At 38.6% G+C, this 24851-nt stretch carries 21 protein-coding genes and 1 tRNA gene; 15 read left to right on the forward strand and 7 right to left on the reverse strand.

The window, feature by feature from the left end; translation table 11 throughout:
- Window positions 1-6: 6 nt before the first annotated feature.
- A complete protein-coding gene (locus tag KRODI_RS04985; RefSeq protein ID WP_013750490.1) occupies window positions 7-948 on the reverse strand; it encodes a ribose-phosphate pyrophosphokinase in 942 nt (313 codons plus the stop codon).
- Window positions 949-1095: 147 nt separating this feature from the next.
- Between KRODI_RS04985 and KRODI_RS04990 the strand changes: the two genes are divergently transcribed.
- Window positions 1096-1176 (forward strand) — tRNA-Leu (locus KRODI_RS04990).
- A 34-nt stretch (window positions 1177-1210) separates the two neighbouring features.
- On the opposite strand, the gene KRODI_RS04995 is transcribed toward KRODI_RS04990, so the two are convergent.
- Window positions 1211-1597, reverse strand: a complete 387-nt coding sequence (locus KRODI_RS04995; protein ID WP_013750491.1) for a DUF2721 domain-containing protein — start codon at window positions 1595-1597, stop codon at window positions 1211-1213.
- 118 nt (window positions 1598-1715) lie between these two features.
- On the opposite strand from KRODI_RS04995, the gene KRODI_RS05000 reads away from it, so the two are divergent.
- The 7 genes from KRODI_RS05000 to KRODI_RS05030 all read left to right on the forward strand — a co-directional run bounded on the left by KRODI_RS05000 (window position 1716) and on the right by KRODI_RS05030 (window position 12915).
- Window positions 1716-4142, forward strand: a complete 2427-nt coding sequence (locus KRODI_RS05000; RefSeq protein WP_013750492.1) for a hypothetical protein — start codon at window positions 1716-1718, stop codon at window positions 4140-4142.
- 179 nt (window positions 4143-4321) lie between these two features.
- Complete coding sequence (locus KRODI_RS05005; RefSeq protein ID WP_148235985.1) at window positions 4322-6631, forward strand: hypothetical protein; 2310 nt, start codon at window positions 4322-4324, stop codon at window positions 6629-6631.
- A gap of 152 nt (window positions 6632-6783) precedes the next feature.
- Entirely contained in the window at window positions 6784-7095 is a 312-nt protein-coding gene (locus KRODI_RS05010; RefSeq protein WP_013750494.1) for a hypothetical protein, read from the forward strand.
- Window positions 7096-7219: 124 nt separating this feature from the next.
- Window positions 7220-8248: a ligase-associated DNA damage response exonuclease gene (locus KRODI_RS05015; RefSeq protein ID WP_013750495.1), complete on the forward strand. Its 1029-nt coding sequence runs from the start codon at window positions 7220-7222 to the stop codon at window positions 8246-8248.
- Window positions 8245-9870, forward strand: coding sequence for an ATP-dependent DNA ligase (locus KRODI_RS05020; protein WP_013750496.1), 1626 nt, complete (start codon window positions 8245-8247; stop codon window positions 9868-9870). The genes KRODI_RS05015 and KRODI_RS05020 overlap by 4 nt, the downstream gene beginning before the upstream one ends.
- A 145-nt stretch (window positions 9871-10015) precedes the next feature.
- Window positions 10016-10378, forward strand: coding sequence for an endonuclease domain-containing protein (locus KRODI_RS05025; protein WP_013750497.1), 363 nt, complete (start codon window positions 10016-10018; stop codon window positions 10376-10378).
- Between the two features lie 65 nt (window positions 10379-10443).
- Complete coding sequence (locus KRODI_RS05030) at window positions 10444-12915, forward strand: ligase-associated DNA damage response DEXH box helicase (RefSeq protein WP_013750498.1); 2472 nt, start codon at window positions 10444-10446, stop codon at window positions 12913-12915.
- A 20-nt stretch (window positions 12916-12935) separates the two neighbouring features.
- On the opposite strand, the gene KRODI_RS05035 is transcribed toward KRODI_RS05030, so the two are convergent.
- The 3 genes from KRODI_RS05035 to metG form a co-directional block, all read right to left on the reverse strand.
- Complete coding sequence (locus KRODI_RS05035; RefSeq protein ID WP_013750499.1) at window positions 12936-13838, reverse strand: histone deacetylase; 903 nt, start codon at window positions 13836-13838, stop codon at window positions 12936-12938.
- A gap of 131 nt (window positions 13839-13969) precedes the next feature.
- Window positions 13970-16093, reverse strand: a complete 2124-nt coding sequence (locus KRODI_RS05040; RefSeq protein ID WP_013750500.1) for a Tex family protein — start codon at window positions 16091-16093, stop codon at window positions 13970-13972.
- Window positions 16094-16097: 4 nt separating this feature from the next.
- Complete coding sequence (metG, locus tag KRODI_RS05045) at window positions 16098-18185, reverse strand: methionine--tRNA ligase (protein ID WP_013750501.1); 2088 nt, start codon at window positions 18183-18185, stop codon at window positions 16098-16100.
- Between the two features lie 341 nt (window positions 18186-18526).
- On the opposite strand from metG, the gene KRODI_RS05050 reads away from it, so the two are divergent.
- Together KRODI_RS05050 and KRODI_RS05055 are read left to right on the forward strand one after the other, a co-directional pair.
- Window positions 18527-19426: an LD-carboxypeptidase gene (locus KRODI_RS05050; protein WP_013750502.1), complete on the forward strand. Its 900-nt coding sequence runs from the start codon at window positions 18527-18529 to the stop codon at window positions 19424-19426.
- 7 nt (window positions 19427-19433) lie between these two features.
- The gene (locus KRODI_RS05055) at window positions 19434-19793 is read left to right on the forward strand and encodes a YraN family protein (RefSeq protein WP_013750503.1); all 360 of its coding nucleotides are present in this window, start codon (window positions 19434-19436) and stop codon (window positions 19791-19793) included.
- 14 nt (window positions 19794-19807) lie between these two features.
- Here the strand turns inward: KRODI_RS05055 and KRODI_RS05060 are convergent, their stop codons facing one another.
- Both KRODI_RS05060 and KRODI_RS05065 read right to left on the reverse strand, forming a co-directional pair.
- Window positions 19808-20632: a helix-turn-helix domain-containing protein gene (locus tag KRODI_RS05060; protein ID WP_013750504.1), complete on the reverse strand. Its 825-nt coding sequence runs from the start codon at window positions 20630-20632 to the stop codon at window positions 19808-19810.
- A gap of 174 nt (window positions 20633-20806) precedes the next feature.
- Window positions 20807-21730 carry a LysR family transcriptional regulator gene (locus KRODI_RS05065; protein WP_013750505.1) on the reverse strand — a complete coding sequence of 308 codons (924 nt, stop codon included), beginning with the start codon at window positions 21728-21730 and terminating at the stop codon, window positions 20807-20809.
- Between the two features lie 89 nt (window positions 21731-21819).
- Here KRODI_RS05065 and KRODI_RS05070 point away from each other — a divergent pair, with 89 nt between their 5' ends.
- The 5 genes from KRODI_RS05070 to KRODI_RS05090 are packed head-to-tail and all read left to right on the forward strand — an operon-like array spanning window position 21820 to window position 24669.
- On the forward strand, window positions 21820-22068 hold the full coding sequence (locus KRODI_RS05070; protein WP_013750506.1) for a hypothetical protein: 249 nt from the start codon (window positions 21820-21822) through the stop codon (window positions 22066-22068).
- 30 nt (window positions 22069-22098) lie between these two features.
- The gene (locus KRODI_RS05075; protein ID WP_013750507.1) at window positions 22099-22407 is read left to right on the forward strand and encodes a hypothetical protein; all 309 of its coding nucleotides are present in this window, start codon (window positions 22099-22101) and stop codon (window positions 22405-22407) included.
- Between the two features lie 30 nt (window positions 22408-22437).
- The gene (locus KRODI_RS05080; RefSeq protein ID WP_013750508.1) at window positions 22438-23400 is read left to right on the forward strand and encodes a sodium-dependent bicarbonate transport family permease; all 963 of its coding nucleotides are present in this window, start codon (window positions 22438-22440) and stop codon (window positions 23398-23400) included.
- Between the two features lie 47 nt (window positions 23401-23447).
- Window positions 23448-23759 carry a hypothetical protein gene (locus KRODI_RS05085; RefSeq protein WP_013750509.1) on the forward strand — a complete coding sequence of 104 codons (312 nt, stop codon included), beginning with the start codon at window positions 23448-23450 and terminating at the stop codon, window positions 23757-23759.
- 25 nt (window positions 23760-23784) lie between these two features.
- Window positions 23785-24669 carry a YitT family protein gene (locus KRODI_RS05090; protein ID WP_013750510.1) on the forward strand — a complete coding sequence of 295 codons (885 nt, stop codon included), beginning with the start codon at window positions 23785-23787 and terminating at the stop codon, window positions 24667-24669.
- The last annotated feature ends 182 nt before the right edge of the window (window positions 24670-24851 follow it).

Genomic DNA, 24851 nt, shown 5'->3' on the forward strand with positions numbered 1-24851 from the left:
AAAATATTACATAATAAACTTCGAAGCAATACTCGTGTTACTATTTACACGGTGCATTACATCTGCAAAAAGTGGTGCACAAGTTATCACTCGCACTTTACCACTTTTGTGTTCCTTAGGAATTGAATCTGTTACTATTAATTCTGCCAGTTTACTGTTTTCTATTTTATCATAAGCGTTACCGCTTAAAATAGCGTGGGTACAGATCGCTCGTACACTAAGCGCACCCTTTTCTATCATTAAATCTGCTGCCTTTGTTAAGGTTCCAGCGGTATCTACCATATCATCTACAAGCACCACGTGCTGTCCTTTTACCTCACCTATAAGTTCCATATGTGAGATTACATTTGCCTTTGCACGTTGTTTGTAACATATAACTACGTCACTTTCCATCGCCTTGCTATATGCATAAGCTCTCTTACTACCTCCCATATCTGGAGAAGCAATTGTAAGATTTTCTAATCCTAGCCCTTTTAAATAAGGTAAGAATATAGTAGAGGCAAATAAGTGATCTACTGGCTTCTCAAAAAATCCTTGTATTTGATCTGCGTGTAAGTCCATAGTGATAATACGCGTAGCACCTGCTGTTTCCAGTAGGCTTGCCATAAGCTTTGCAGCAATAGGCACTCTAGGTTTATCCTTACGGTCTTGTCTCGCCCATCCAAAATAAGGTATCACTGCCGTTATGTGTCTTGCACTAGCACGCTTTGCAGCATCTAGCATCAATAACATTTCCATCATATTATCTGATGATGGCATTGTGCTTCCTATTATAAATACACGTGATCCACGTACAGATTCTTCAAAAGAAGGTTGAAATTCTCCATCACTATATGTCGATGTTATGACGTTACCCAGCGGCTGCCCAAAGGCTTTTGCGATTTTTTCGGCCAGTGGTTTGCTGTTTTGACAAGCAAATATCTTCGGTTGCGGTACGGTAGCGGTCATCAGTTGTGACAGTTAAATGATTTAATTACAATTCTTTTCCCTCTAAGGAGGTGCAAAAATAGGAATTAAAAATGAGTAGAGCAGTACAATAAATGATGTTTTATACGCTGTAATTTAAATTATTCTTTAATTTTGCACTTCCAAAAAGCCTAGGTGGCGGAATTGGTAGACGCGCTCGACTCAAACTCGAGTTTCTTTGAAGTGTGGGTTCGATTCCCATCCTAGGTACAAAGGCCTCAATCTCTAACGATTGAGGCTTTTTTTATTCCATATCTCGCAGCTGTATAGAAAGTGCCTTTGTAGAAAGCTGAACTTCAATTAAAGAAAGTATAAGTGATAGGATTAGTGCAAAAAGACTAATCCCAAAAACGATTTTTGCATAAAATGCCTCTTCTATATAAATTAAAAGCATAGTAAGTACCGCGAGTAAAAAACTTACAATTGCTACTGCTTGCATGTTTTTTATGATTGTAAGGCGTTTTCTCAATTTTTTCACCTGAAGACCTACTCCTTCTGCATGTGTTTCTTGATAAGAAGCATGCAAACTACGTATCAAACCTGCAATAGCCAGATAACGCGCATTATAAGCAAGCATCGTAAGAGAAATCGCTGGAAATAGTAATGCCGGAATACTTAAGGAAAGATTCATAATTACATCTTTTTTTAAAAAATTAAAGCTTAGCAATAAGTTTATCCTCAATTAACTTAACAGTACTGACTGCTTTTTATTTGAGTGAGTTATTTACATTTAGTATTCAATATAAACAATGCTGAAAAATATAAGGTTCTTAATAGTCACTATTATAATTCTCTCATTTTCACTTCAAGTGAAAAGTCAAGAGCTAGGCACTGTTTATAGTAATTATTTTGAACTACCAAGAGAGAGCATCTTTCTACATTTAAACAAAACGACCTACATAACTGGGGAAGACATCTATTTTAAAGCGTACATCTATAATAGGCAAACGGGAAAACCATTTTCTGAAACCACAAATCTAATCGTTGGTATTTATGATTCTCTAGGGAATCAGGTAATCAAAAAGCAGTTTATTTCCGGTAACGGATTTGGGAACGGTCACTTTGAATTAGATTCTTCATTTCCAAGTGGAAGCTATTACATTAAAGCATCTACAAACTGGATGAAAAATTTTTATGAGGACGATTCTTTTCATCAAAAAATAACCATCTACAACAGCAGCGTAAGTAAGGATCTAAGCAACATATCATCAGTTAAAAAAATAAAATTTACTCCAGAAGGTGGCTCCCTTGTAAATGATGTAGCAAATAATGTTGCGATAAGAGTTTCTGATGAACACGGCTATTCAAAACCCTTTAAAAAAGGAATTATCAAGGATCAATATGGGTATCACTTAACAACATTTACCCCTGGCAAAAACAATATCGCCGTTGTAACATTTTCGCCTCGAGCTACATTTGAGTATTCTTTAGAAATTGAACATGAGGATGGAAGTAAACAGCTACAGAAGATAGCTCCTCCAAAAAAGAATGCTGTAGGACTTGCTATCGCAAGCCACTCTATGGATAAGATAGCCATAACCTTAAGATTAGATAAGAAAACGACAACATCAATCATTAATGATACATTATACCTATTGATCCATAGGGATGGTATGGCAAAAAAAATAAACCTAACGATACCTAAGGATTTAAACTACGCCTCTTATTTATTTGATAAATCTCAATTACAGCAAGGAGTAAATATTTTCTCCTTATTTCATGACAGCAAAGAGCCCATTGCAGAGCGTATTTACTTTAATACTGAAGGCATCAAATACGAAGAAATTCAAAAACCAACTATCACAAAAACCCAAACTGACTCTCTTCTTATCTCGCTTTCTAAAAAAACATCAAATTCGCTCTCAAATTTGAGCATATCTGTCTTACCATTTGAAACCATAAGTAATGCACCCTCACAAAATATACTATCTGCATTTTATTTAAAGCCCTATTTGAAAAATCAAACTATCTCTTACAGTCGTTATTTTTCAAAAAACACCATAGACTCATTAGAACTTGATGCTTTACTAATCTCACAAGGACAAAGCAGGTATTTATGGAAGAGAATATTAAATAATCCTCCAAAGAAGACATACACTTTCTCACAAGGAGTATCAATCAAGGGGACATTAAATAAGAAGCTAAGAAGCAATGAACAGCTTTTCTTGCACGCAGGCACTACGTATCCTGCGCAAACTCTAAAATTAGAAAATGGCAATTTTACACTTCCTTTGATTTTTCCTGAAACAGAGCAAGCTTTACAGTTTTCAATTCTTTCAGGTAGAGGTAAATTAACAAAACCATCACTCAGCATTCTCTCAACAGATATTTTAGAGAAAGATTTTATAACAGAAAGAATATTCAATAAAACTAATTCATTCTCTAGTAAGGCCAAAACGTTACCTGTCGTATCAAATTTTGATGATATAGAACAACTCAACGAGGTTATACTAACTGGTAAGAAGAAGGTCTCATACGAGTCTAGCAACCCTTTAGTTCCTTCCTTTCTCAAAAATAAAGTTACAGTGGTTACAGAAGACCTTGTTTTTAAACAACCTAGTTTTTTAGATATTATTAGATCTAGAGGCTATACAGTAAGAGAAGATTTACAATTTGCAAGCACAACTCGTGTACAAATAAGAGTACGGACTCAACAATCTTTTGGATTAGGAAGTGGTGGATCTGAAAGAGCTTTTCCACAACCTGTGATTTATTTTAATGATGTTAAGCTAATAGATTTTGACATCTTAACCGGCTTACGAACAGAAGACCTAGAAAGCTTTTATTTTCAAAGAAATGGAGCCTCGGAAGGTGTAAACGGGACTGGAGGCGTTATTAGGATTTATACAAGACGTAATTTAAATAAGCCTATAAAATCAGATTCAAAAAAAGAGATTTCTAATATGTCAGAAGTTTTTGCTTACCCAATAAAAAATGGTTTTGAAAAAGAGAAAAAATTTATACAACCTGATTACTCAACCTATGACGATAAAGCTTTTACAAATTTTGGAGTTATTCACTGGGAACCACAACTCATTCTAGATGGCAAGAAGTCTTCCTCATTCAACATTAAAGACACTGGAAATAAAAAACTTATGGTACACATTGAAGGCATGACTCTTGATGGGTTACTCATTTCTACCATTAAAACTTTAAACCTTTATAACTCAAATTAAATTTCAATTCATCAATTACTAACCATCTGTTTAATCATCAGATATCTCAATCAAAAAGCATGTTTTCAAAATTATTCTTCAAGCTCTTTACTATTAGTTTACTTCTATTTACAAGCTTTCTTTTCGCCCAAAACTCTAATAAAAGCGAATTAATAGAAAACTATAGTTCTTATTTTGAATTGCCTAGACAAAGCGCTTATATCCATTTAAATAAAACTCATTTTACAGAAAATGAAGAGATATGGTTTAAGGCTTACTTACGAACTAGACAGTTAGAAAAATCCTTCTCAGAAAAGACAACCTTATATATAGATATTTTTAAACCTGACGGGTTACTGTTCAAATCAGAAAAATTTATAGTCGATAATGGAGTAAGTCATGGTAACATTAAAATAGATTCCACTATGCAGAGTGGCACCTATTACTTGAGAGGCTCTACGCAATGGATGAAAAATTTTAAGGAAGACGACTCGTTCATGCAAAAAATAACTGTTGTCAGTAATAAAATGTCGGGCAACAATATAGAGAAAGAAAAAGCGTACGACATTCAATTACTGCCAGAAGGAGGTCACTTGATACATAGCACAACTAATACCGTGGGTGTAAAAGTTCTTGATGAGGATGGGTTTGGAGCTTCTTTCAAAAACGCGACAATAAGAAATCAAAATGGTATAGATCTTCTGCAAATAAAAAGTAAATCCTACGGGTTTGCAAAATTTAATATTATCCCTGTACCTACACAAACATACACAGCACACTTTACTTTTGAAGATAATACGGAAATAGCTGTACCGTTACCTGACGTGGTAAACACGACGCCAAGCATTGCAATAGTTGACGAAGATGAGGGTGAAATATCAATAAAAATTAAGAGTAACTATCAAATAAGGAATAATATAAACCGTCAAGGTTTGTATGTTTTACTACATAAAAATGGTGTTGCAAAGAAAATAAAAACCCCTCTAACTCAAGAAGCAAACATCTCAGCATTTGTAGTGAATAAATCTTCCCTATTTTCTGGTATGAATATTATTACTTTATTTGATGCTAATGATAATCCCTTATCAGAAAGACTCTACTTTAATTGGGCAGATGAACTTGATTTTGATGTAGAGGTGTCCTCCTTAATCAATCAAAAGTCAGATTCTATCACAATCACCTTAAACAACTTAGGAAAAAACATTTCTAAAAAAAATCTCAGTGTATCTGTTCTTCCTACAAAAACTAAAGGTTATGACCCAGAAAATAATATACTTAGCTCATTTTATTTAAAGCCATATTTACAAGGTTCTATAGAAAATCCCAAGCAATATTTTAACGGTAATAGCGACAACAAGGAAAATCTAGATCTATTACTACTTACGCAAGGTTGGAGTTCATATACTTGGGAGAACATTAATAAGAGTCCTCCAAAAAAAGATTTTGATTTTGAACAAGGAACTACCGTAGTAGGTAAGCTCAATAGAGATATCGGGTTAAAGGATAATATTTATGTTCACCCTACACTACATAATGAAGGTATGACTATCTCTCCTGAAGATAACATGTTTGCTTTGGGAGGTTTGTATACAAAAACTAACGAGACAATTTCCTTTTCCCTCATCAATAAGAAAGGGCAATTATCAAGACCTAGCCTATTCGTATATGAAGAAACAAATCGTGTAGACCCTATCAATATTACTTCAACCACAACCAAGCAAATCCCTATTAGAAAACCTACAAAAGAAGAAAAGATAGAAGTCCCTCAAATGATTGACCAATCACTTATTGAACTAAACGAAGTTATATTAGAATTTGAACAAAAGAAAACTGAAATAATTGATAATCCCAATGTTCCTTCATATTTAAAGAATAAAATTAAGGTCGTTACTGAGGATGATACCATATTGTACCCTTTTGTTACAGATATTATACGCCAAAATGGATATGTAGTTCTAGAAGAGCTTTCATTTGGATCAACAAGTAGAGTTTCTATTTCATCACGTAGAATTTCAGGTTTTTCTGGTGCACGTGCGCCTCTAGTTTATTTAGATGATGTAGAGTTATTAGATCTTGATATACTATATGGACTTCGCACAGATTTTATTGAAAGCTATTATATTAACAAATTTGACCCTAGAAGCGGTTCAAGAGGTGGTGATGGTGTTATAAGATTATACTCTAGACGTAATTTTAATATTGATTTACCATCCACGACTAATAATAAGAAAATTCAAAACAACATTTTCACATATGCTATACGTGAAGGGTATTCTGTTGCCAAAAAATTCTACAATCCAGTATATACCATATTGAATGATAAAGGCTTTATAAATTATGGCACAATTCACTGGGAACCAGAAGTAATCTTAAGTAAAAACAAGGTTAGCACTTTTAATATTATCAATACAAATACTAAATCTATCACACTCTTTATAGAGGGAATAAGTGAAGATGGAGCGGTAATTTCTAAATCTGAAGTACTTCAATTAGAAAATACAGAAAACTAATTATATCATATTTTATGGGTTAATTTTTAAAACCCTTAACATTCTCTCACAAACAATGGTTAATTAAAAATCGATAGGCTAAGTCTAGCACTATATTTATACTCACTAAGCATTTAAAACGCTTTATTGAAGCTAACTAAATCATCGATATTATGAAAACCATACTTATATTATTCAGCACAATTTTATTAGGAGTAAGTCCTTTCATAACGAAAGAAAATTCTAAAGAAGCATTTACAGAGCATCTTACATTTGACGCTTACGAGGGAGGATATTTCTTCTTTACAGATGGCGACAATGAGCCGAGAGTTTTAGAAATAGATGCTACTACTAGTATTAATGGTAAGCTACTTACAAAAAACGACAATGTAGGTTTAGAGTATCTAGTTCACTATAAAACCATAGAAAAATCTGAAGATAGCTCAAGTGATGGAATCATACTTCATTTAGAAGTAATCGAATAATAATTGAACTTATAACACCTAAAAGCCTCTTGCAAAAAGAGGCTTTTTTATGCCCTAAAGTTTTCCTAAAACCCTAATGTAAAGGTATGTCGACCCGTATCTTTAAGATGAAAAAGAAAAAAATTTGAAAAAGCCACTTCTAGAATTTACAGATAAGGGCATCTATTGCCCGCCCGCAAAGGTCTATCTGGACCCGTGGAAACCTGTAGATAAAGCCCTCATCACGCACGGCCACGCAGACCATAGTCGGTGGGGACATAAACAGTACATCACTCACGAGAGTAACGTTCCTATTATTTCTCATAGGTTGGGAGATATCAATGTTTCTGGGGTACGCTTTCGCGAAAGCGTAAACATCAACAATGTAAAATTCACCTTTCATCCCGCTGGCCACATTCCTGGCTCTAGTCAGATACGTGTAGAACACAAGGGCGAAGTGTGGGTGTTTACAGGAGATTATAAGACTGAAGTAGATGGTATCTCTCAACCCTACGAACCCGTGAAATGCGACACTTTCATTACCGAATGTACCTTTGGACTCCCAGCTTTCAAATGGACACCACAAGCCGAAGTAATGCACGACATAAATACTTGGTGGGCGAAAAATAAAGCCGAAGGAAAGTGTTCTGTACTATTTGCTTACAGTTTAGGTAAAGCACAACGATTATTGAAACACCTTGACCCGAGTATAGGCAAGATCCTCACACACGGCGCTATCGAAAAAATGACCGAAGTACTGCGCCCTATGATCGATATGCCGGCAACAGAATTAGTCACTAGAGATACTAAAAAGGAAGATTTTAAAGGAAGTATCGTCCTAGCACCACCAGCCACTCACGGCAGTACATGGATACGCAAGATGGTGCCATATGTAACTGCAAGCGCAAGCGGCTGGATGGCTTTTAGAGGAGCACGAAGACGCAGAGCTATCGACAAAGGGTTTGTAATGAGCGATCATTGCGATTGGCCTAGCTTACTAGAAAGTATAGAAGCTACGGGTGCCGAAAAAATCATTTGCACTCATGGATACACAGATATATTTTCCAAATACCTACGCAGTATAGGCTATGATGCGCGCACAGAAGAAACGCAATATGAAGGCGAACTAGCAGAAATGGATGCAAAAAAAGAGGAGGAGGAAACTAGCGTATGAAACTATTTGCAGCACTCATAAAGACACTCGATTCTACAAATAAGACTAACGAGAAGGTCAAGGCGCTTGCGCATTACTTCAGAGAAGCGTCAGATAAAGACAAGGTGTGGACTATTGCCATCTTATCGCACCGTCGCCCTCCAAGACCCGTAAACACCACCTTACTCAGGGAATGGGCGAGCGAACTATCAAACATCCCGTTATGGCTATTTGAAGAAAGTTACCACATCGTGGGTGACCTCGCAGAAACGATTGCACTTGTGGTTCCCGCAGCAACAGCATCTTCAGAGAAGTCGCTTACTCAGTTTCTGGAAGAGATGATTTCGCTTAAGCGAAAAACGGATGAAGAGAAAAAGGAATACCTGTTTGATAACTGGGCAAATCTCAACTATTATGAACGTTTTGTATTTACAAAATTAATTACAGGAGGCTTTAGAATAGGTGTGAGTCAAAAGTTGATGACGCGTGCATTATCACAAGCGACAGACATAGAAGAAGATGTGCTTGCTTATAAATTAATGGGCGACTGGAAACCACAGACGGTCACCTTTCACGATCTGGTTATCGAAGAAGATGCAAGTCAAGAATTTTCAAGGCCGTATCCGTTTTACCTTGCCTATGCAGTTGAAGATGAACCTTCGGCGCTGGGTGATGTAACAGATTTTCTTGCCGAACATAAGTGGGATGGTATACGCTCACAAACCATCTTTCGTAATGGGGAGATTTTTATCTGGAGTCGCGGTGAAGAGCTAGTGACAGATAAGTACCCAGAACTTGAGATTCTCAAAGAACATATACCAGACGGAACCGTCATAGATGGTGAGTTACTACCTTTTTATGATGGGCAGATCGGCACATTTAACGACTTACAAGCGCGTATAGGACGTAAAACCGTGAGCAAGAAAATGCTCAAAGAAGTGCCTGTAATTATCAAGGCTTATGATATTCTAGAATGGGAAGGAAAAGACTTGCGTGAAACCGCTTTCGCGAAAAGAAGGACTATCCTCGAATCGTTATATCGCAATATCACAGATAAAGAACTGCCTATAGGCATTTCTGAAACGATGGAGTTTGATAGTTGGGAAGCAATGGCACAAGAAAGAGATCGTAGTAGAGAGATGCGCTCTGAAGGGTTAATGATTAAGCGTAAAGACAGCCCCTATCGCGTAGGTAGAAAAAAAGGCGACTGGTGGAAATGGAAAGTTGATCCACTCACCATTGATGCGGTACTCACGTATGCAATGCGTGGTCACGGTAGACGAAGTAATTTATTTACAGATTACACCTTTGGTTTATGGAATGAAGATAAAACAGAGCTTGTTACTTTTGCTAAAGCATATTCAGGCCTCACAGATGCCGAGTTTAGAAAAGTAGACAACTGGATTAAAAAAAACACGTTAGAACGTTTTGGTCCAGTGAGATCTGTAACGCCTCATCACGTGTTTGAGATTGCTTTTGAAGGTATAGCGTTATCAAAAAGACATAAAAGTGGTATAGCCACGCGTTTCCCAAGGATGCTACGCTGGCGACACGATAAGCAGATAGAAGATGCAAATACACTAGAGGATTTAAAAGGGATGATTCCGAGCGCAGCAAAGGAATCTCTCCCGCCCACAAAATAATGGTATAAGAAAGTAATGTCCGAATCTCCCCAAGTTAAGAATGAAAAGCTTCTAAAGATTATAGAGTTAAACAAAAGCTCCTTCCCCAGAAAGGGGAAGGTGACCTAGAATATCTAGGTCGGATGGGGTAAAAGCCAGAATAAAAATGAAAAAGCAAAAGCTTCACAATCCAGAAGAAACTTTGAAATTCAGAAAAGAATTGAGAAGAAATTTGACTCCGGCAGAGGCATTTTTGTGGTCACACTTAAAACGCAAACAGCTTGAGGGCAGAAAATTTAGAAGACAACACGGCATAGGCCCTTTCATTGTGGATTTTTACTGTGCATCAGAGCAGTTAATTATTGAGCTAGATGGCCAAGTACATATGAATGAGCAGGCGCAACAGTACGATGAAATGAGAACAAGATACTTGGAAAATCAAGGACTAAGAGTAATTCGTTTTGAAAACAAAATGGTTTTTGATCTTTTACCAAGTGTTATAAAAGATATTAGTGATAATTTTAAGTAACACCCGCCCCGTCCACGCTTAAGGCGCGGCCACCCCTCCCTTTCAAGGAGGGGAACTTTATTGATATGACTCAAAAAGAACTACTAGATATCGCAAATAACTGGTTCCAGTCGCAAGACTGGAAACCTTTTCCGTTTCAAAAACAAACGTGGAAGGCGTTTCTTGCGGGTAAAAATGGATTGCTTAATGCGCCTACGGGGAGTGGTAAGACGTATGCACTTTGGTTTCCGGTGGTTCTTAATTACATCAAGAAAAATCCTGATTACAAGACCAAACATAAAAAAGGATTAAAGGCCATTTGGATTACTCCGCTGCGCTCGCTTTCTAATGAGATTGAGCTTTCGGCTTCTCGTATCACACAAGATCTCGGTACACAAATGACGGTGGGAATACGCAATGGAGATACTCCACAATCTGACCGTGCTAAACAAAAGCGTTCTATGCCAGACTTGCTCATCACCACCCCGGAAAGTCTAATGCTTTTAATTGCCTCAAAAGGGTATGAGAAAGTTTTTAAGGACTGCTCTGCCGTAATAGTTGATGAGTGGCACGAACTTCTAGGGACTAAGCGCGGTGTACAGATGGAACTCGCCCTGAGCCGATTGAAAACTGTCGCTTCAGATATGCGTATCTGGGGTATATCGGCTACTATTGGCAATCTTGAACAAGCTCGAGAAGTACTGCTGGGTTATGAAAGTGACGCTTTTCGCGAAAGCGTAATTATCAAAGCAAACATCAATAAAAAGATTACCGTCAAGTCTATCATTCCAGACGAGATGGAAACCTTTCCTTGGCGTGGTCATTTGGGATTGCATTTGCTGGAATACGTCGTGCCCATTATCAATAATAGTAAGACGACATTACTGTTTACAAACACGCGAAGCCAGTGTGAGATATGGTTTCAGCGTATTCTTGCGGCACATCCTGAGTATGCGGGAGAGATTGCAATGCATCACGGGAGTATCAATAAGGAGACGCGCACTTGGGTTGAGGGCGCCATTCGGAATGGCTCTCTCAAAGCGGTAGTTTGTACTTCTAGCCTTGATCTCGGAGTAGACTTTGCGCCTGTTGAAACCATTATACAAATAGGCGGTCCAAAGGGTGTCGCTCGCTTTTTACAACGTGCTGGACGTTCTGGTCACAGCCCCGGCAAGGAGAGTGTGATTTACTTTTTGCCTACGCACGCCATCGAGCTGGTAGAAGCCTCTGCCTTACAGCGCGCTGTTAAGGAAAACACGGTGGAAGATAGAATTCCGTATCTCAATAGTTTTGACGTATTGATTCAATACCTCGTGACGCTAGCCGTGTCTGACGGATTTTTACCTGATGATATTTGGCCAGAGATACAGACTACGTTTTGCTTTCAAGCAATGACAAAAGAGCAATGGGAATGGTGCCTTAATTTTATGACGATGGGTGCGCAATCCCTACAAGCTTATGATGAATATAAGAAAGTGGAGATTCTTGAGGACGGCAGATTTAAAGTGAATTCTCGTATGGTGGCAATGCGCCATCGCCTGCAAATAGGGACGATTGTGAGCGATGCAAATCTTGTAGTCAAATATCAAAAAGGTGGTTACATTGGTACAATAGAGGAGTTTTTCATCAGTAAGCTAACGCGTGGTGACGTGTTTACTTTTGCAGGTCGCAACCTAGAATTTATCCGTATTAAAAATATGGAAGTACACGTGCGAAACAGCTCAAAGAAAACTAATAAAGTCCCCTCGTGGATGGGCGGCCGACTTACCTTAAGCAGCCAGATGTCTCAGCTATTACGGGAGGAACTTTATACAGGGAATTCGCTTTCGCGAAAGCGATCTCTTGAGATTAATGCGCTAGAGCACATTTTTAGACAGCAAAAGGTAGAGAGCATCATCCCAAGTGATGAGCAACTGCTCATTGAGACATTTAAAACACGTGATGGTTATCATCACGTTTTTTACCCTTTTGAAGGTCGTTTTGTGCACGAGGCTATGGGAAGTTTACTCGGGTATCGCCTTAGTCTGCTAGATCCTATCACCTTCTCTCTTGCCTTCAACGACTATGGTTTTGAGCTACTTTCAGACCAACCTATAGACATACAGCAGCTACTAGATAACGACCTATTTACGACGGCATATATGCACGACGACTTGCAAAATAGTCTCAATGCCACAGAGATGGCCAGACGAAAATTTAGAGACATTGCGGTAATTTCTGGGCTTGTTTTTACTGGCTTCCCAAACAAGCAAATCAAACAGAAACACCTGCAAAGTAGTAGTCAGCTGTTTTTTGATGTGTTCCGTGATTATGAGGCAGAGAACTTACTGTTTCAACAGGCATTTACAGAAACCTTTGAGCACCAACTAGAAGAAGGTCGATTGCAAGAAGCGCTAGAGCGCATAGAAACACAAGAAATTGTGTGGATGGATTGTGAGCAACCTACGCCATTATCTTTCCCTATTATTACAGACCGCTTACGCGAAAAATTGAGCAGCGAAAAACTAGCCGACAGGATCAAGAAAATGACTGCGAAGTTGATGCGGAAAAAGAAATAACAGCCCTACGAAAGATTGTACTAAAAGTAAATATCTTGTGCCGTTCTAAAGGTATTTGCGTGTGCGTCAATTATCACTTTTATATCTGGAGAATAGCCGCCGCCCATACTACATTGTACAGGAATTTTTAAATCGTGACAGATTTGTAACACAAACCGATCGCGTTCTTTACAACCTTCTATACTACACCCCAATTTACCCAATTTGTCACTCGCTAAAATATCGACTCCGCACAGGTAGAAGATGAAATCTGGCTGTTGTTCTTTAATGAGATTAGGCAATGTTTTTTTGAGAATATCGAGATACTCCGCATCGCCTGTATCAGTCTCTAAAGCAATATCAAGATCTGAGATTTCTTTTCTAAAAGGATAGTTTGCCTTACCGTGCATAGAAAACGTAAACACCGAATCGTCACCCGTAAAAATCTCTGCCGTTCCGTTACCTTGGTGAACATCGAGGTCTACAATGAGAATCTTTTTTGCAAGCTCGTTTGCTTGTAAATATCGCGCAGCAATCGCTTGGTCGTTGAGAAGGCAAAATGCCTCTCCGTGATCTGTATAAGCGTGATGTGTACCACCAGCAATATTCATTGCAATACCATTTTCTAGCGCGTAGTGACACCCATCAATGGTGCCTTGAGTGATGATTAATTCGCGATCTACAAGTTCTTGTGAGAGCGGAAAACCGGTTTTTCGCTGTGCTCTTGGGTCAATAGTAAGTGCTTTAAGACTCTCTACATATTCTGTAGTATGACATCGTACAATATGCTCGTTATCTACCTCTACCGGCTCAAAAAAGTTATCCTCTGTACACGTCCCTTCATACACTAACTGCTTAGGAAGCAAATCATATTTCTCCATTGGGAAGCGATGCCCCTCTGGCAACGGGTGTTTATAAATGGGGTGGAATGCGATTTTGAGCATTAAGTATATTATAGTGAGTATACAAATATACAATCGCTCGTCATTTCGAGCTTGCCGAGAAATCGCATAGTAGTAAGTGTATAAAAAAGCTACTTGTGTGACCTCTCGACACGCTCAAGGTGACAAAACTTTTACTTCTCCAACTTCAATTGTATCCGTTTTCTAGCAATATCTACTTCCAGTACTTTTACAATTACCTGCTGTTGTAAACTTACGTGTGCACTTACATCACTCACAAAACCATCTGCCAAGTTTGAGATGTGTATGAGGCCACTTTCTTTGATGCCTATGTCTACAAAGGCGCCAAAGGCCGTAACATTATTTACAATCCCTGGTAATAACTGCCCTGGCTGTACATTTTCTATGGTGCGTATGTTTTGATTAAAAGTAAACACCTTTGCTTTTTCTCTAATGTCAAGCCCTGGCTTTTCTAGTTCGCTTATAATATCGGTGAGTGTAGGGAGTCCTACCTCATCGCTTACATATTTTTGAAAATCTATCGATTTAAGAAGGCTTGTGTTTCCTATCATTTCGGCGACAGAGACTTTTTGATCTTTGGCGATGCTTGCAACCAACTTATATCTTTCTGGATGTACCGACGAGTTATCTAGCGGATTTTCGGCACCTGTGATTCTCAAGAAACCTGCGGCTTGTACGAATGCTTTTCCTCCCAGACGTGGTACCTTTTTAATCTCTTGACGTGTTTTGAAGGGTCCTTCGCTTTCGCGAAAGCGTACTACACCTTCAGCCAGTTTTGGTCCAATACCTGACACATAGCTCAATAGCGGAGCACTTGCTGTATTTATATTGACACCCACGGCATTTACACAGTTTTCTACCGTCTGATCTAGTGATTTTTGAAGTGCAGTCTGGTCTACATCGTGCTGATATTGTCCTACACCAATGGACTTTGCATCTATCTTCACCAGCTCTGCCAGCGGGTCTTGCAATCTACGACCTATAGAAACCGCACCACGAACTGTCACATCATAATTAGGAAACTCATCACGGGCGATCTTGCTTGCACTGTATATGGATGCACCCGCCTCGCTCACCACAAAAACCTCCATTGCATTCTTAAAGTGAATGCGCTTCACTAGCCTTTCTGTCTCTCGGGAAGCCGTACCATTACCGATGGCGATCGCTTCAATTTTATAAGCATCTGTAAGACTTGAGATCTTTTTTATCGCGCCTTTGTCATCGTTTTTTGGTGCGTGTGGATAGATGGTTTCATTATGTAACAACTGTCCCTGTGCATCGAGGCACACCAGCTTACAACCTGTTCTAAAACCTGGGTCTAGCGCAAGAATACGCTTCTCACCTAGCGGCGAACCAAGGAGTAATTGTTTTAAATTTTTTGCAAAAACCTGAATAGCAGTTTCATCTGCTGTTTTCTTTGCTTCTGAGAGACGCTCATTGCTCAATGCAGGAAATAATAGTCGCTTGTAGGCGTCTTTTAGGGCTATCTCAATCTGTGTAGCGCTATCTCCACGAGAGCGTATGAGTTTGCGTTCTATTTTATCAAGCGCTCGCTCATCATCAATGACAATTTTTACACGGATGTAGCCCTCATTTTCGGCTCTCAAAATGGCAAGTAATCTGTGTGAAGGGCAGCGACTTAATGACTCAGACCAATCAAAATAATCACGGAATTTCTGAGCCTTTTCCTCTTCTGTCATTTTTTTAACAACCTTCGTCTCTATGGTGGCAAAACGTTTTAACTGCTCGCGTATATTATTACGTATATCTGCACGCTCATTAATCCACTCGGCTATAATGTGACGTGCTCCTTCTAGCGCACTTTGTGCATCCGGAACTTCCTTATTAGTATATCGATGCGCTAGCCCTTCTGGGTCTTGCGCATTTTGAGACATAATAATTTTGGCTAGTGGTTCTAGTCCGTTTATACGTGCTGTCTCCGCCTTAGTTTTACGTTTTTTCTTGTATGGTATATACAAGTCTTCTAGGGTAGTAAGATCTTGCGTTTTTTCAATCTTATCTTTGAGTTCGCTGGTAAGAACGTCTTGCTCTTCTAGTGATTTAAGAATTGATTTTTTACGTTTTTCTACAGTTTCAAACTGCTCTTTAAGCTCGATAATTTTTCCAATCTCCACCTCATCTAGCCCACCCGTCGCTTCCTTGCGGTAGCGAGCTATAAATGGGAGTGTACAGTCTTCGTTGAGGAGATCTAGTGTGTTTTTTACACCTTTTTCTGATAAGCCTGAGCTTTTGATTACGTATTGTAAAACCTCCACACGCTTAACTTATCATATTCCCATTACTCACCCCTTCAGCGTCAGGATTTACAAAAACCAACTTACCGCTAGCATCCTCCGTCATTAAAATCATTCCTTCACTCTCTACACCTCTTAATGCTCTTGGAGCCAGGTTTACAAGTACGGTTACTTGCTTCCCAATTACTTCTTCTGGAGTAAAGCTCTCTGCGATACCAGAAACGATGGTACGCACATCTATACCTGTATCTACTTTTAAGATGAGGAGTTTCTTCGTTTTCTTCATCTTTTCTGCTTCGATGATGGTACCTACTCGCATATCGAGTTTTGTAAAATCGTCAAAGTTAATAAGCTCTTTTTGTGGCTCTACTACCGCATTTTCGGCAGCAGCTTCTGCTTCATTTGCAGCTTTACTTGCTTCTAGTTTATCTAGTTGAATCTGGATTTGACTGTCTTCTATTTTTGAGAAGAGCAATTGAGATTCATTGATTGTGTGTCCAGCTGGTAATAACACTTCTTTTGAAGTGATGTCACTCCACTGTAATGCATTCTCAACATCACTAGCAGGAAGGTCAAGAATATTTTTAAGCGTTACACTTGTATGTGGTAATAACGGCTCACTTAATATAGCAAGTGCTGTAGCAATTTGTAAAGCCACATACATTACTGTTTTAGTGCGCTCCTCGTCAGTTTTGATTGTCTTCCACGGCTCTTCGTCTGCTAGGTATTTATTTCCTAGACGAGCGAGATTCATGAATTCTGCTTGGCTTTCACGAAAGCGGTATTTTTCAATACTACTACCTATCACCGCTGGATATGCTTTTATAGCATCTAGCACTTCTTTGTCTAGCTCGTTAAAAGTTCCAGGCGTAGGCACAACACCTCCATAATACTTATGTGTAAGTACCGTCACGCGGTTAATTAAATTACCAAAAATCGCTACGAGTTCGCTATTATTTCTAGTTTGAAAATCTTTCCAAGTAAAATCATTATCCTTAGATTCTGGTGCATTTGCAGTAAGTACATAACGCAACACATCTTGCTGATCTGGAAATTCTTCCAGATACTCATGTAACCACACTGCCCAGTTTTTTGACGTAGAAAGCTTGCGGCCTTCTAGATTTAAAAACTCGTTTGCAGGCACATTATCTGGCAAGATATACTCACCATGTCCCTTTAACATTGCAGGAAAAATCAAACAGTGAAAAACGATGTTATCCTTCCCAATGAAGTGAAGTAATTTTGTGTTTTCATCTTTCCAATAAGGTTCCCAATCCTTTCCTTCACGTGCTGCCCACTCCTTTGTAGAAGAAATATAGCCAATAGGCGCATCAAACCAAACGTATAAAACCTTGCCCTCTGCTCCTTCTACTGGTACTGGGATTCCCCAGTCCAGATCACGAGTTACGGCACGAGGGCGTAGTCCATCATCTATCCATGATTTACATTGTCCGTATACGTTAGTTTTCCAGTCTTTTTTATGACCTTCTATAATCCACTCCTTAAAGAAATCATTGTATTGATCTAGTGGTAAAAACCAGTGTTTTGTTTCCTTAAGTGTAGGTACAGCTCCCGTAATCGCACTCTTAGGATTAATTAAATCTGTTGCGTTGTGCGACGTACCACAGCTCTCACACTGATCTCCATAAGCCTCTTCAAAGCCACATTTAGGGCAAGTTCCCGTCACAAAACGGTCTGCAAGAAACTGGTTTGCCTCTGCATCATACAGTTGCTCGTTTGTTTCTTCTATAAACTTACCTTGATCGTACATATTCTTAAAAAACTCAGACGCTGTATCGTGGTGAATTTTTGCAGAGGTACGTGAGTAATTATCAAAGGTGATCCCAAAATCTTCAAAAGATTTTATGATAATGGCATTGTATTTATCAACCACATCTTGAGGGGTAACGCCCTCCTTTTTTGCCTTAATTGTAATAGGCACTCCATGCTCATCACTACCACATATAAAAGCAACATCTGCTCCTTGCATACGCTGGTAACGCGCATAAATATCTGCCGGAACATACACTCCTGCAAGGTGGCCTATGTGTATAGGTCCGTTAGTATACGGCAGTGCCGCTGTAATTGTATATCGTTGTGGATTCTGAGACATATTGTGTTCTTTAAGAAGCGACAAAAATAAAGAAAAACAAGCAAGGATTATCTATAAACTAATCTAGCTTTAACTCGGTATTGTTATGCTAGGAGCGCTGCAGTAGTTGCAAGAAGAAGCTTTCTGTTCCCGCTATTCATTACAATTCCTCACCTTGCTATCGCTAGGTTGCGGGATTTTCATTGCTATCGGGGCTATGGAGCATGGTTTAGGAGTTATAAGCACCTCTCAAATCATCTTGTTTTAAGATAATAAGTAATTAACCTTTTCATCAAATTACCAGATAGTTTAAAATCCAAACTGCCGTTAAGTTAGTATATTGAGGTGTGAAAAATAAATCAATGGTTACACCTCCATATCTTAAATACGGCGATAAAGTCGGAATAGTTGCCACGGCACGTAAAATTTCTAAAAAAGAACTTGAAGAGGGCATCGCGCTTCTTGAAAGTTGGGGCTTAGTTCCCGTGTTAGGAAACACCATAGGCCTCGAAGACAATCAGTATGCTGGGACAGACTTTGAGAGAGCACAAGACTTTCAGCAAATGATGGATAACACGGAGATTAAAGCCATCTGGTGTGCTCGTGGCGGCTACGGAACCGTGCGCATAGTAGATGATCTAGATTTTTACAAATTTGTCAAATATCCAAAGTGGGTAGTGGGTTACTCAGATGTGACGGTGTTACATAGCCATATTCATAAAATAGGCTTCAAAACGATACACGCCACAATGCCGGTTTCTCTTGAGGATAATACCGCTTTCGCGAAAGCGTCATTAAAACAATCTCTTTTTGGCGAGCAACCTAACTTTAGTTACAACACCACAAATAAACTTAATAGACTAGGCACTGCAAAAGGGAACCTTGTAGGCGGTAATCTCTCTATACTTTACAGCCTTTGTGGCAGTAGCTCTGATCTAGATACAGCTGATAAAATCTTATTTATAGAAGACCTTGATGAGTACCTCTATCATATAGATAGAATGGTAGTCAATCTAAAACGCAACGGGATGCTAGATCACTGTGCGGGTATGGTAGTAGGTGGTATGACAAAGATGCACGATAACAGAATCCCTTTTGGAAAAACGGCTCAAGAAATTGTGCTAGATGCTGTAAAAGAATGTGACTTCCCAGTAGCTTTCGACTTCCCAGCAGGTCACGTAGCTAATAATAATGCGTTGAAGTTGGGGAGTGAGATTGAACTTGTTGTTACTCAAAATACCACAAAAATAACTTATCTCTAAACAACTGATGACCCCAAAAGAACTAGGCGAATACGGCGAAGAACTAGCAACCCTGCATTTAATAAAGCAGGGTTACACTATTCTTGAACGTAATTGGTTTTTTGGAAAAAATGAGGTCGACATTATCTGCCAGAAGGAGGAAGGCATCCTCGTAGTGGTAGAAGTAAAGGCGCGTAACTCAGATTTCTTTGGTGATCCGCAGAGTTTTGTGAGTACTGGTAAGCAAAAGTCTATCGTAAAAGTGTCAAATGAATACGTACTAGAAAATGACCTAGATGTCGAAGTACGTTTTGACATTATCGCAGTACTCAAAAACTCAAAGCAAGAACGCCTTGAGCATTTTGAGGATGCGTTTTACTTTTTTTAAAATGACAGTTCTTATTAACCTATTTGCTTTTTGATCATATCAATCGCTTTTAAAATAATAAGGATATTAAATACCTGTGCCACGATACTTAATGGCAGTGCTACAATGACCAAAATTATGGTGCAAAAGAAAACACCTAGTACAATATACCCGATACCTGTGCCTTGAGACAAAGCCCCTAACCCTTTGAGCTTATAAAGCGCATAGCCAAAAACGAGAAATGCTATACCGTACAACACTGAAGTTATAATACCAAAAGCAATATCTGAGATATACGTGCCGTGCACATCTATAATGGTAATTAAGTTTGTTATAATCTCTACCGTGATAAAAACTAGTGCAGCCGCTTTTAGTATACTCGCCTTAAAGAGGTTTCCTATTAAAATGAAAGCCCTCATATGAAATATAAAAAATACGATTGCAAAAAGAGCTAGCAGTCTAAAACCTATATCTCCAGCAAAATATACATTTTCAGTCTCGTAGTGATAAGTGTCAAAAATTTGAAATATAAACACGATCATACTTAATATACCAGCAACCCAGCCTATGTGAAGTTGTTTAAATAGATATGATACATCCCTACTTTCATCTATTTCAAAAAGCATTGCTTTTTTTACTTTGGCCTCAAAAATGGTGTCTTCTTGCAGGTCATCTAGATCTCTATCAAGCGCAAAGAGAATGGTTTTAATCGTATAAACACGTGGCATTGTTTCTCCAGCTTCTATGCGCTGTATGGTGCGCACAGAGATATTACATTGCGCTACAAGTTCTTCCTGCGTTAATCCCTTTTGCTGGCGCAGTTCTAAAATCTTTTGTCCTAATTCTGGTTGTTTCATCATAAATGTTTTGCCTTGTAATGATGCGCATCAAATGTACAAGAAGTTCTACACTGCAATAGTATGGCTCATTTATGATTTGTTTCATTTTTTGAGCAGTATTTAACCCGCCATTTGCACGTCACTTCAGCAAATACAACGTTTTGCACGTTTTACGCTTTCGCGAAAGCTTACCCTTTAATACGTATCTAACCACCCAAAATGCTTCTCATTAAGCGCTGTTTTATGCTCCTCGAGGTAACTCACAAATGCTTGTGCGGTGGGAGAAAGCTGCTTGCTTTTTTGCCAGATGAGATTCCAGTGTGTGGTAATAGGCAATCCTTTGCTGGGGATGATTTGAGCATCACCGCTCGTAAGTGCATTTTTAAGCCCCACTAGCGGGAGTATAGAAATCCCTATTCCAGAAATTACTGCTTGCTTTACCGCCTCGTTTGAGGTAAGCTCTATTTTTTTACGAGTAGGAAGTTGTCTGTCTGCAATATAATTTTCCATAGCTGCTCGTGTTGCAGATCCTTTTTCTCTATACACCACGGGTAGCTTATCAAAATCCTTTTTTGAAATGGTTTTACCTGAGTACGTGTGCTGCCTACCTCCTACTAAAAATAGTTTGTTAGGGATGAGTCTCACTTTATCTATCGCGATATGATCTGGAACTACAGATACCAGTGCAAAATCTGTTTCGTTTTTTTCAAGATGACGCACCACTCTGGTCTTGTTTGTCACATCCATCTCTAGATCGACACCAGGATGCATATTCATAAAATCTGTGATGTAATAGGGCATCAAATATTTACCCGTAGAGACGATTGATATCTTTAATTTACCCGAGAGCTGACCTTGATAAGCCATCGTTTTGTAATTAATTGCATCTACTTCGGCAATTATTTTACGTGCTGCAGCTGCAATTTCTTCACCAAAATCTGTTACAAATAATTGCCTCCCCACAACCTCCGTAAGCGGAATAGGAAACTGATTTTGAAAGTTTTTAATCTGTATCGAGACCGCTGGCTGCGTGAGATGTAGCTCCTCTGCAGCTTTTGTAATGCTCTTAAATTCTGTAACCTTCAAGAAGACTTGAAGCTGGTGCAATGTATAATGCATTAAAATTATTTATGTAATTCATTATAAATATAAATAAAAATATATGAACTCTAGCCCACATCTTTGCACCATCAAAACAATGAGAACCTATGTTACAAAAACTAAAAATTGACTCGTTTAGAAATGACAGGTACACACCTCAAGAAATCAAGACCAGTATAACCATAAACTGGACGGCTCTATTTTTTGTCTTAAAAAATTTGATGCTACTTGCTATCCCTATGGTAGCCATTACACTCTCCATTTTTTCAGACTACCTGTTTCTTACAGAAATTCTATCTGCTAGTTTTTTAATAACCCTTCTAGTGTTTATAAACATTGCTAGTAGAGCATCTTAATCTCTTATTCATTTAAAAAAATCATTTACTATGAAAACATTACAAACAGAAACTGCAACAATGACAGATCAAAAAATCAACCTAATTGACGGAGTATTTACAGCAACCGAAGCTGGAGATATCTTACACGCAATGCTTGATAAGAAGATCAACTTCCACAAATTACAACGCTTAAGCCGCACCGAAGGTAACATAGATGATGCCTGTGAGTATGATAGTGGACGTATTATAGAGTTACTAGATGAGAAAGGAAAATTAAAAAGCTTTTTAAGTGACGTACGTGCAGATGGAGGTAAACTAGAAATAAAAAGCACTGTAGAGATACGCATCAAAAAGTAATTACCACACTAAGACACCTAACCCTCTTTTATGGACTTACATCTACTGGTTGATAACTTGACCAACCCTGCACTCTTGTTTTTCTTTTTAGGATTACTAGCAGTACAACTCAAAAGTGACTTAGCCATACCGCCTAGTTCTTCAAAGTTTATTTCTCTTTATCTCCTACTTTCTATAGGATTTAAAGGAGGGCAAGAGCTCGCCCACTCAGCGTTTAATATGGAGATTGTCTGGTCATTAATTTTTGGAGTAGTCCTTGCTCTTTCAGTTCCCTTGTATGCGTTTTTTACACTCAAAAAGCGCGTCGGAGTTCAAAATGCTGCGGCTATCGCCGCGGCATACGGCTCTGTAAGTGCTGTAACCTTTGTTACCACAGTCGCTTATCTAGATATGGAGCAAATTGCATATAGCGGGTATATGGTTGCAGTTATGGCTATTATGGAAGCGCCGTCTATTATAATAGGAGTGCTTCTTATGATGCTATTTACGGCAAACAGAGATAAGACTGTCTCTATGGGCAGTATTATCAAGCACTCTGTGACTAATGGGAGTGTACTATTAATTATAGGAAGTCTCGTCATAGGTTTTATGGCAAGCGATGCACAAGCACAAGGCATTGCTCCTTTTACCACAGATATTTTTAAAGGTTTTCTAGCTGTCTTTTTACTAGATATGGGAATCTCAAGTGGTAAAAAAATAGGAAGCCTAAAGGAGTATGGCGCTTTTCCTTATGTATTTGCAATCGCCGTCCCTATCGTAAATGGTGTTATCGTGAGTTTACTAAGTGGGTTTATAACAGAATCTATAGGTAACAGATTGCTGTTTGCCATACTTGCAGCAAGTGCCTCCTATATTGCAGTCCCTGCCGCTATGAAACTCGCTGCGCCTAAGGCAAACGAAGGCCTATACTTACCTATGGCGCTTGCCATTACCTTTCCCTTTAATATCACACTGGGAATGCCGCTTTACCTCTGCATTATAAACTGGAGTTAATATTTTTTAATCACGCTTTCGCGAAAGCGTACTCAAAACCTTACTTTATGATTCTCTCACAAAGCAACACCCTAACAGAAGATATAGCAGCAGCGAGAGTAGCAGGTTTTACCTCAGATTTTATGTATCGGGACGGCCGCTTATTATGTAGAACTAATGACCGCTGGTATCAAATAAAAGACCTCACACTTATAGAATATTGTAGGCACGAGGGAATGAACGACCCAAGTGATAGTTCGATTTTATTTTTGATTGAGACTAACGATAGTATAAAGGGTTGCCTTACGAGTGCCTATGGTAAAGATGCAGATACAGACCTTATTGATTTTGTAATGAGCTTAGAAAAGAAAGAGAAATAACTATCTTAACATAAAACCAAAAGGTATGGCAAAGATATTAAAATCACTTTCTGAGTATGTACAAATTTCTATAGGTATTGCCCTCGCGAGTATAGGCCTCAAAGCCTTCTTGCTACCTAATGGGTTTCTGGATGGTGGAGCAACGGGTATCGCTATTTTATTAAGTAAAAAGTTAGATCTAGACATCTCCTTACTGCTCTTTATTGTGAGTATTCCGTTTCTAGTGTTGGGTTTTTATAAGCTTTCGCGAAATATTCTATTAAAAAGCACGGTATCCATCTTGATACTAGCAGTCCTTATCGGAGTCGAGTCCTTCCCAGTAATTACTGAAGACAAGCTTCTCATTGCTATTTTTGGCGGTATGTTTTTAGGAGCTGGTATTGGTATCAGTATACGCAACGGTGCGGTGCTTGACGGATCTGAAATTCTAGGAATTTATGTCTTTGATCTTTTTGGAATAAGCATAGGTAAAACTATTCTGGCTTTCAATATTATTCTATTTATTATCACCGCATTAGTACTTAGTGTAGAAGTCGCACTATATTCCATACTTACCTATATCGTGACCGCGAAGTTTATCGATTTTTTTATAGAAGGATTTGAAGATTTTATAGGTATTACCATCATATCCCCGTCATCTGAAGAAATAGAACAAAAGATTCTTAATGAGCTTGGCACTGGTATTACCGTCTACAAAGCCGCGGCAGGTTATGGAAGTACAGGTCAAAATAATGAACGCCGCGTGATACAAACCGTGATAAACCGTATACACCTGCGCAAAATACACAAGCTCATAGACTCCTGCGATCCCGAGGCTTTTATCGTAGAGTTTGATGTAAATAATGTAAAGGGAGGAGTACTTAGAAGATACCTAGACACTAAAAATAATAGAAAGTTAGCTAGTTTTTAATAAGTTCCTGACAGTACTCTTATCTGACTTTTTACTGTTTTCAAATCTCAAAACTAACAGTTAGATAGTGATAAAAACATGTTAATTTGCTGTAGATTAAGGATTTCCTTTTTTCTGTTTATGATTTATGTGCTATTTTGCTGACTTACACATAAAAACAACTTTTTAAGTCTATGTTTTTG

The sequence above is a fragment of the Dokdonia sp. 4H-3-7-5 genome, assembly GCF_000212355.1.
In the GTDB taxonomy this organism is placed as follows: domain Bacteria; phylum Bacteroidota; class Bacteroidia; order Flavobacteriales; family Flavobacteriaceae; genus Dokdonia.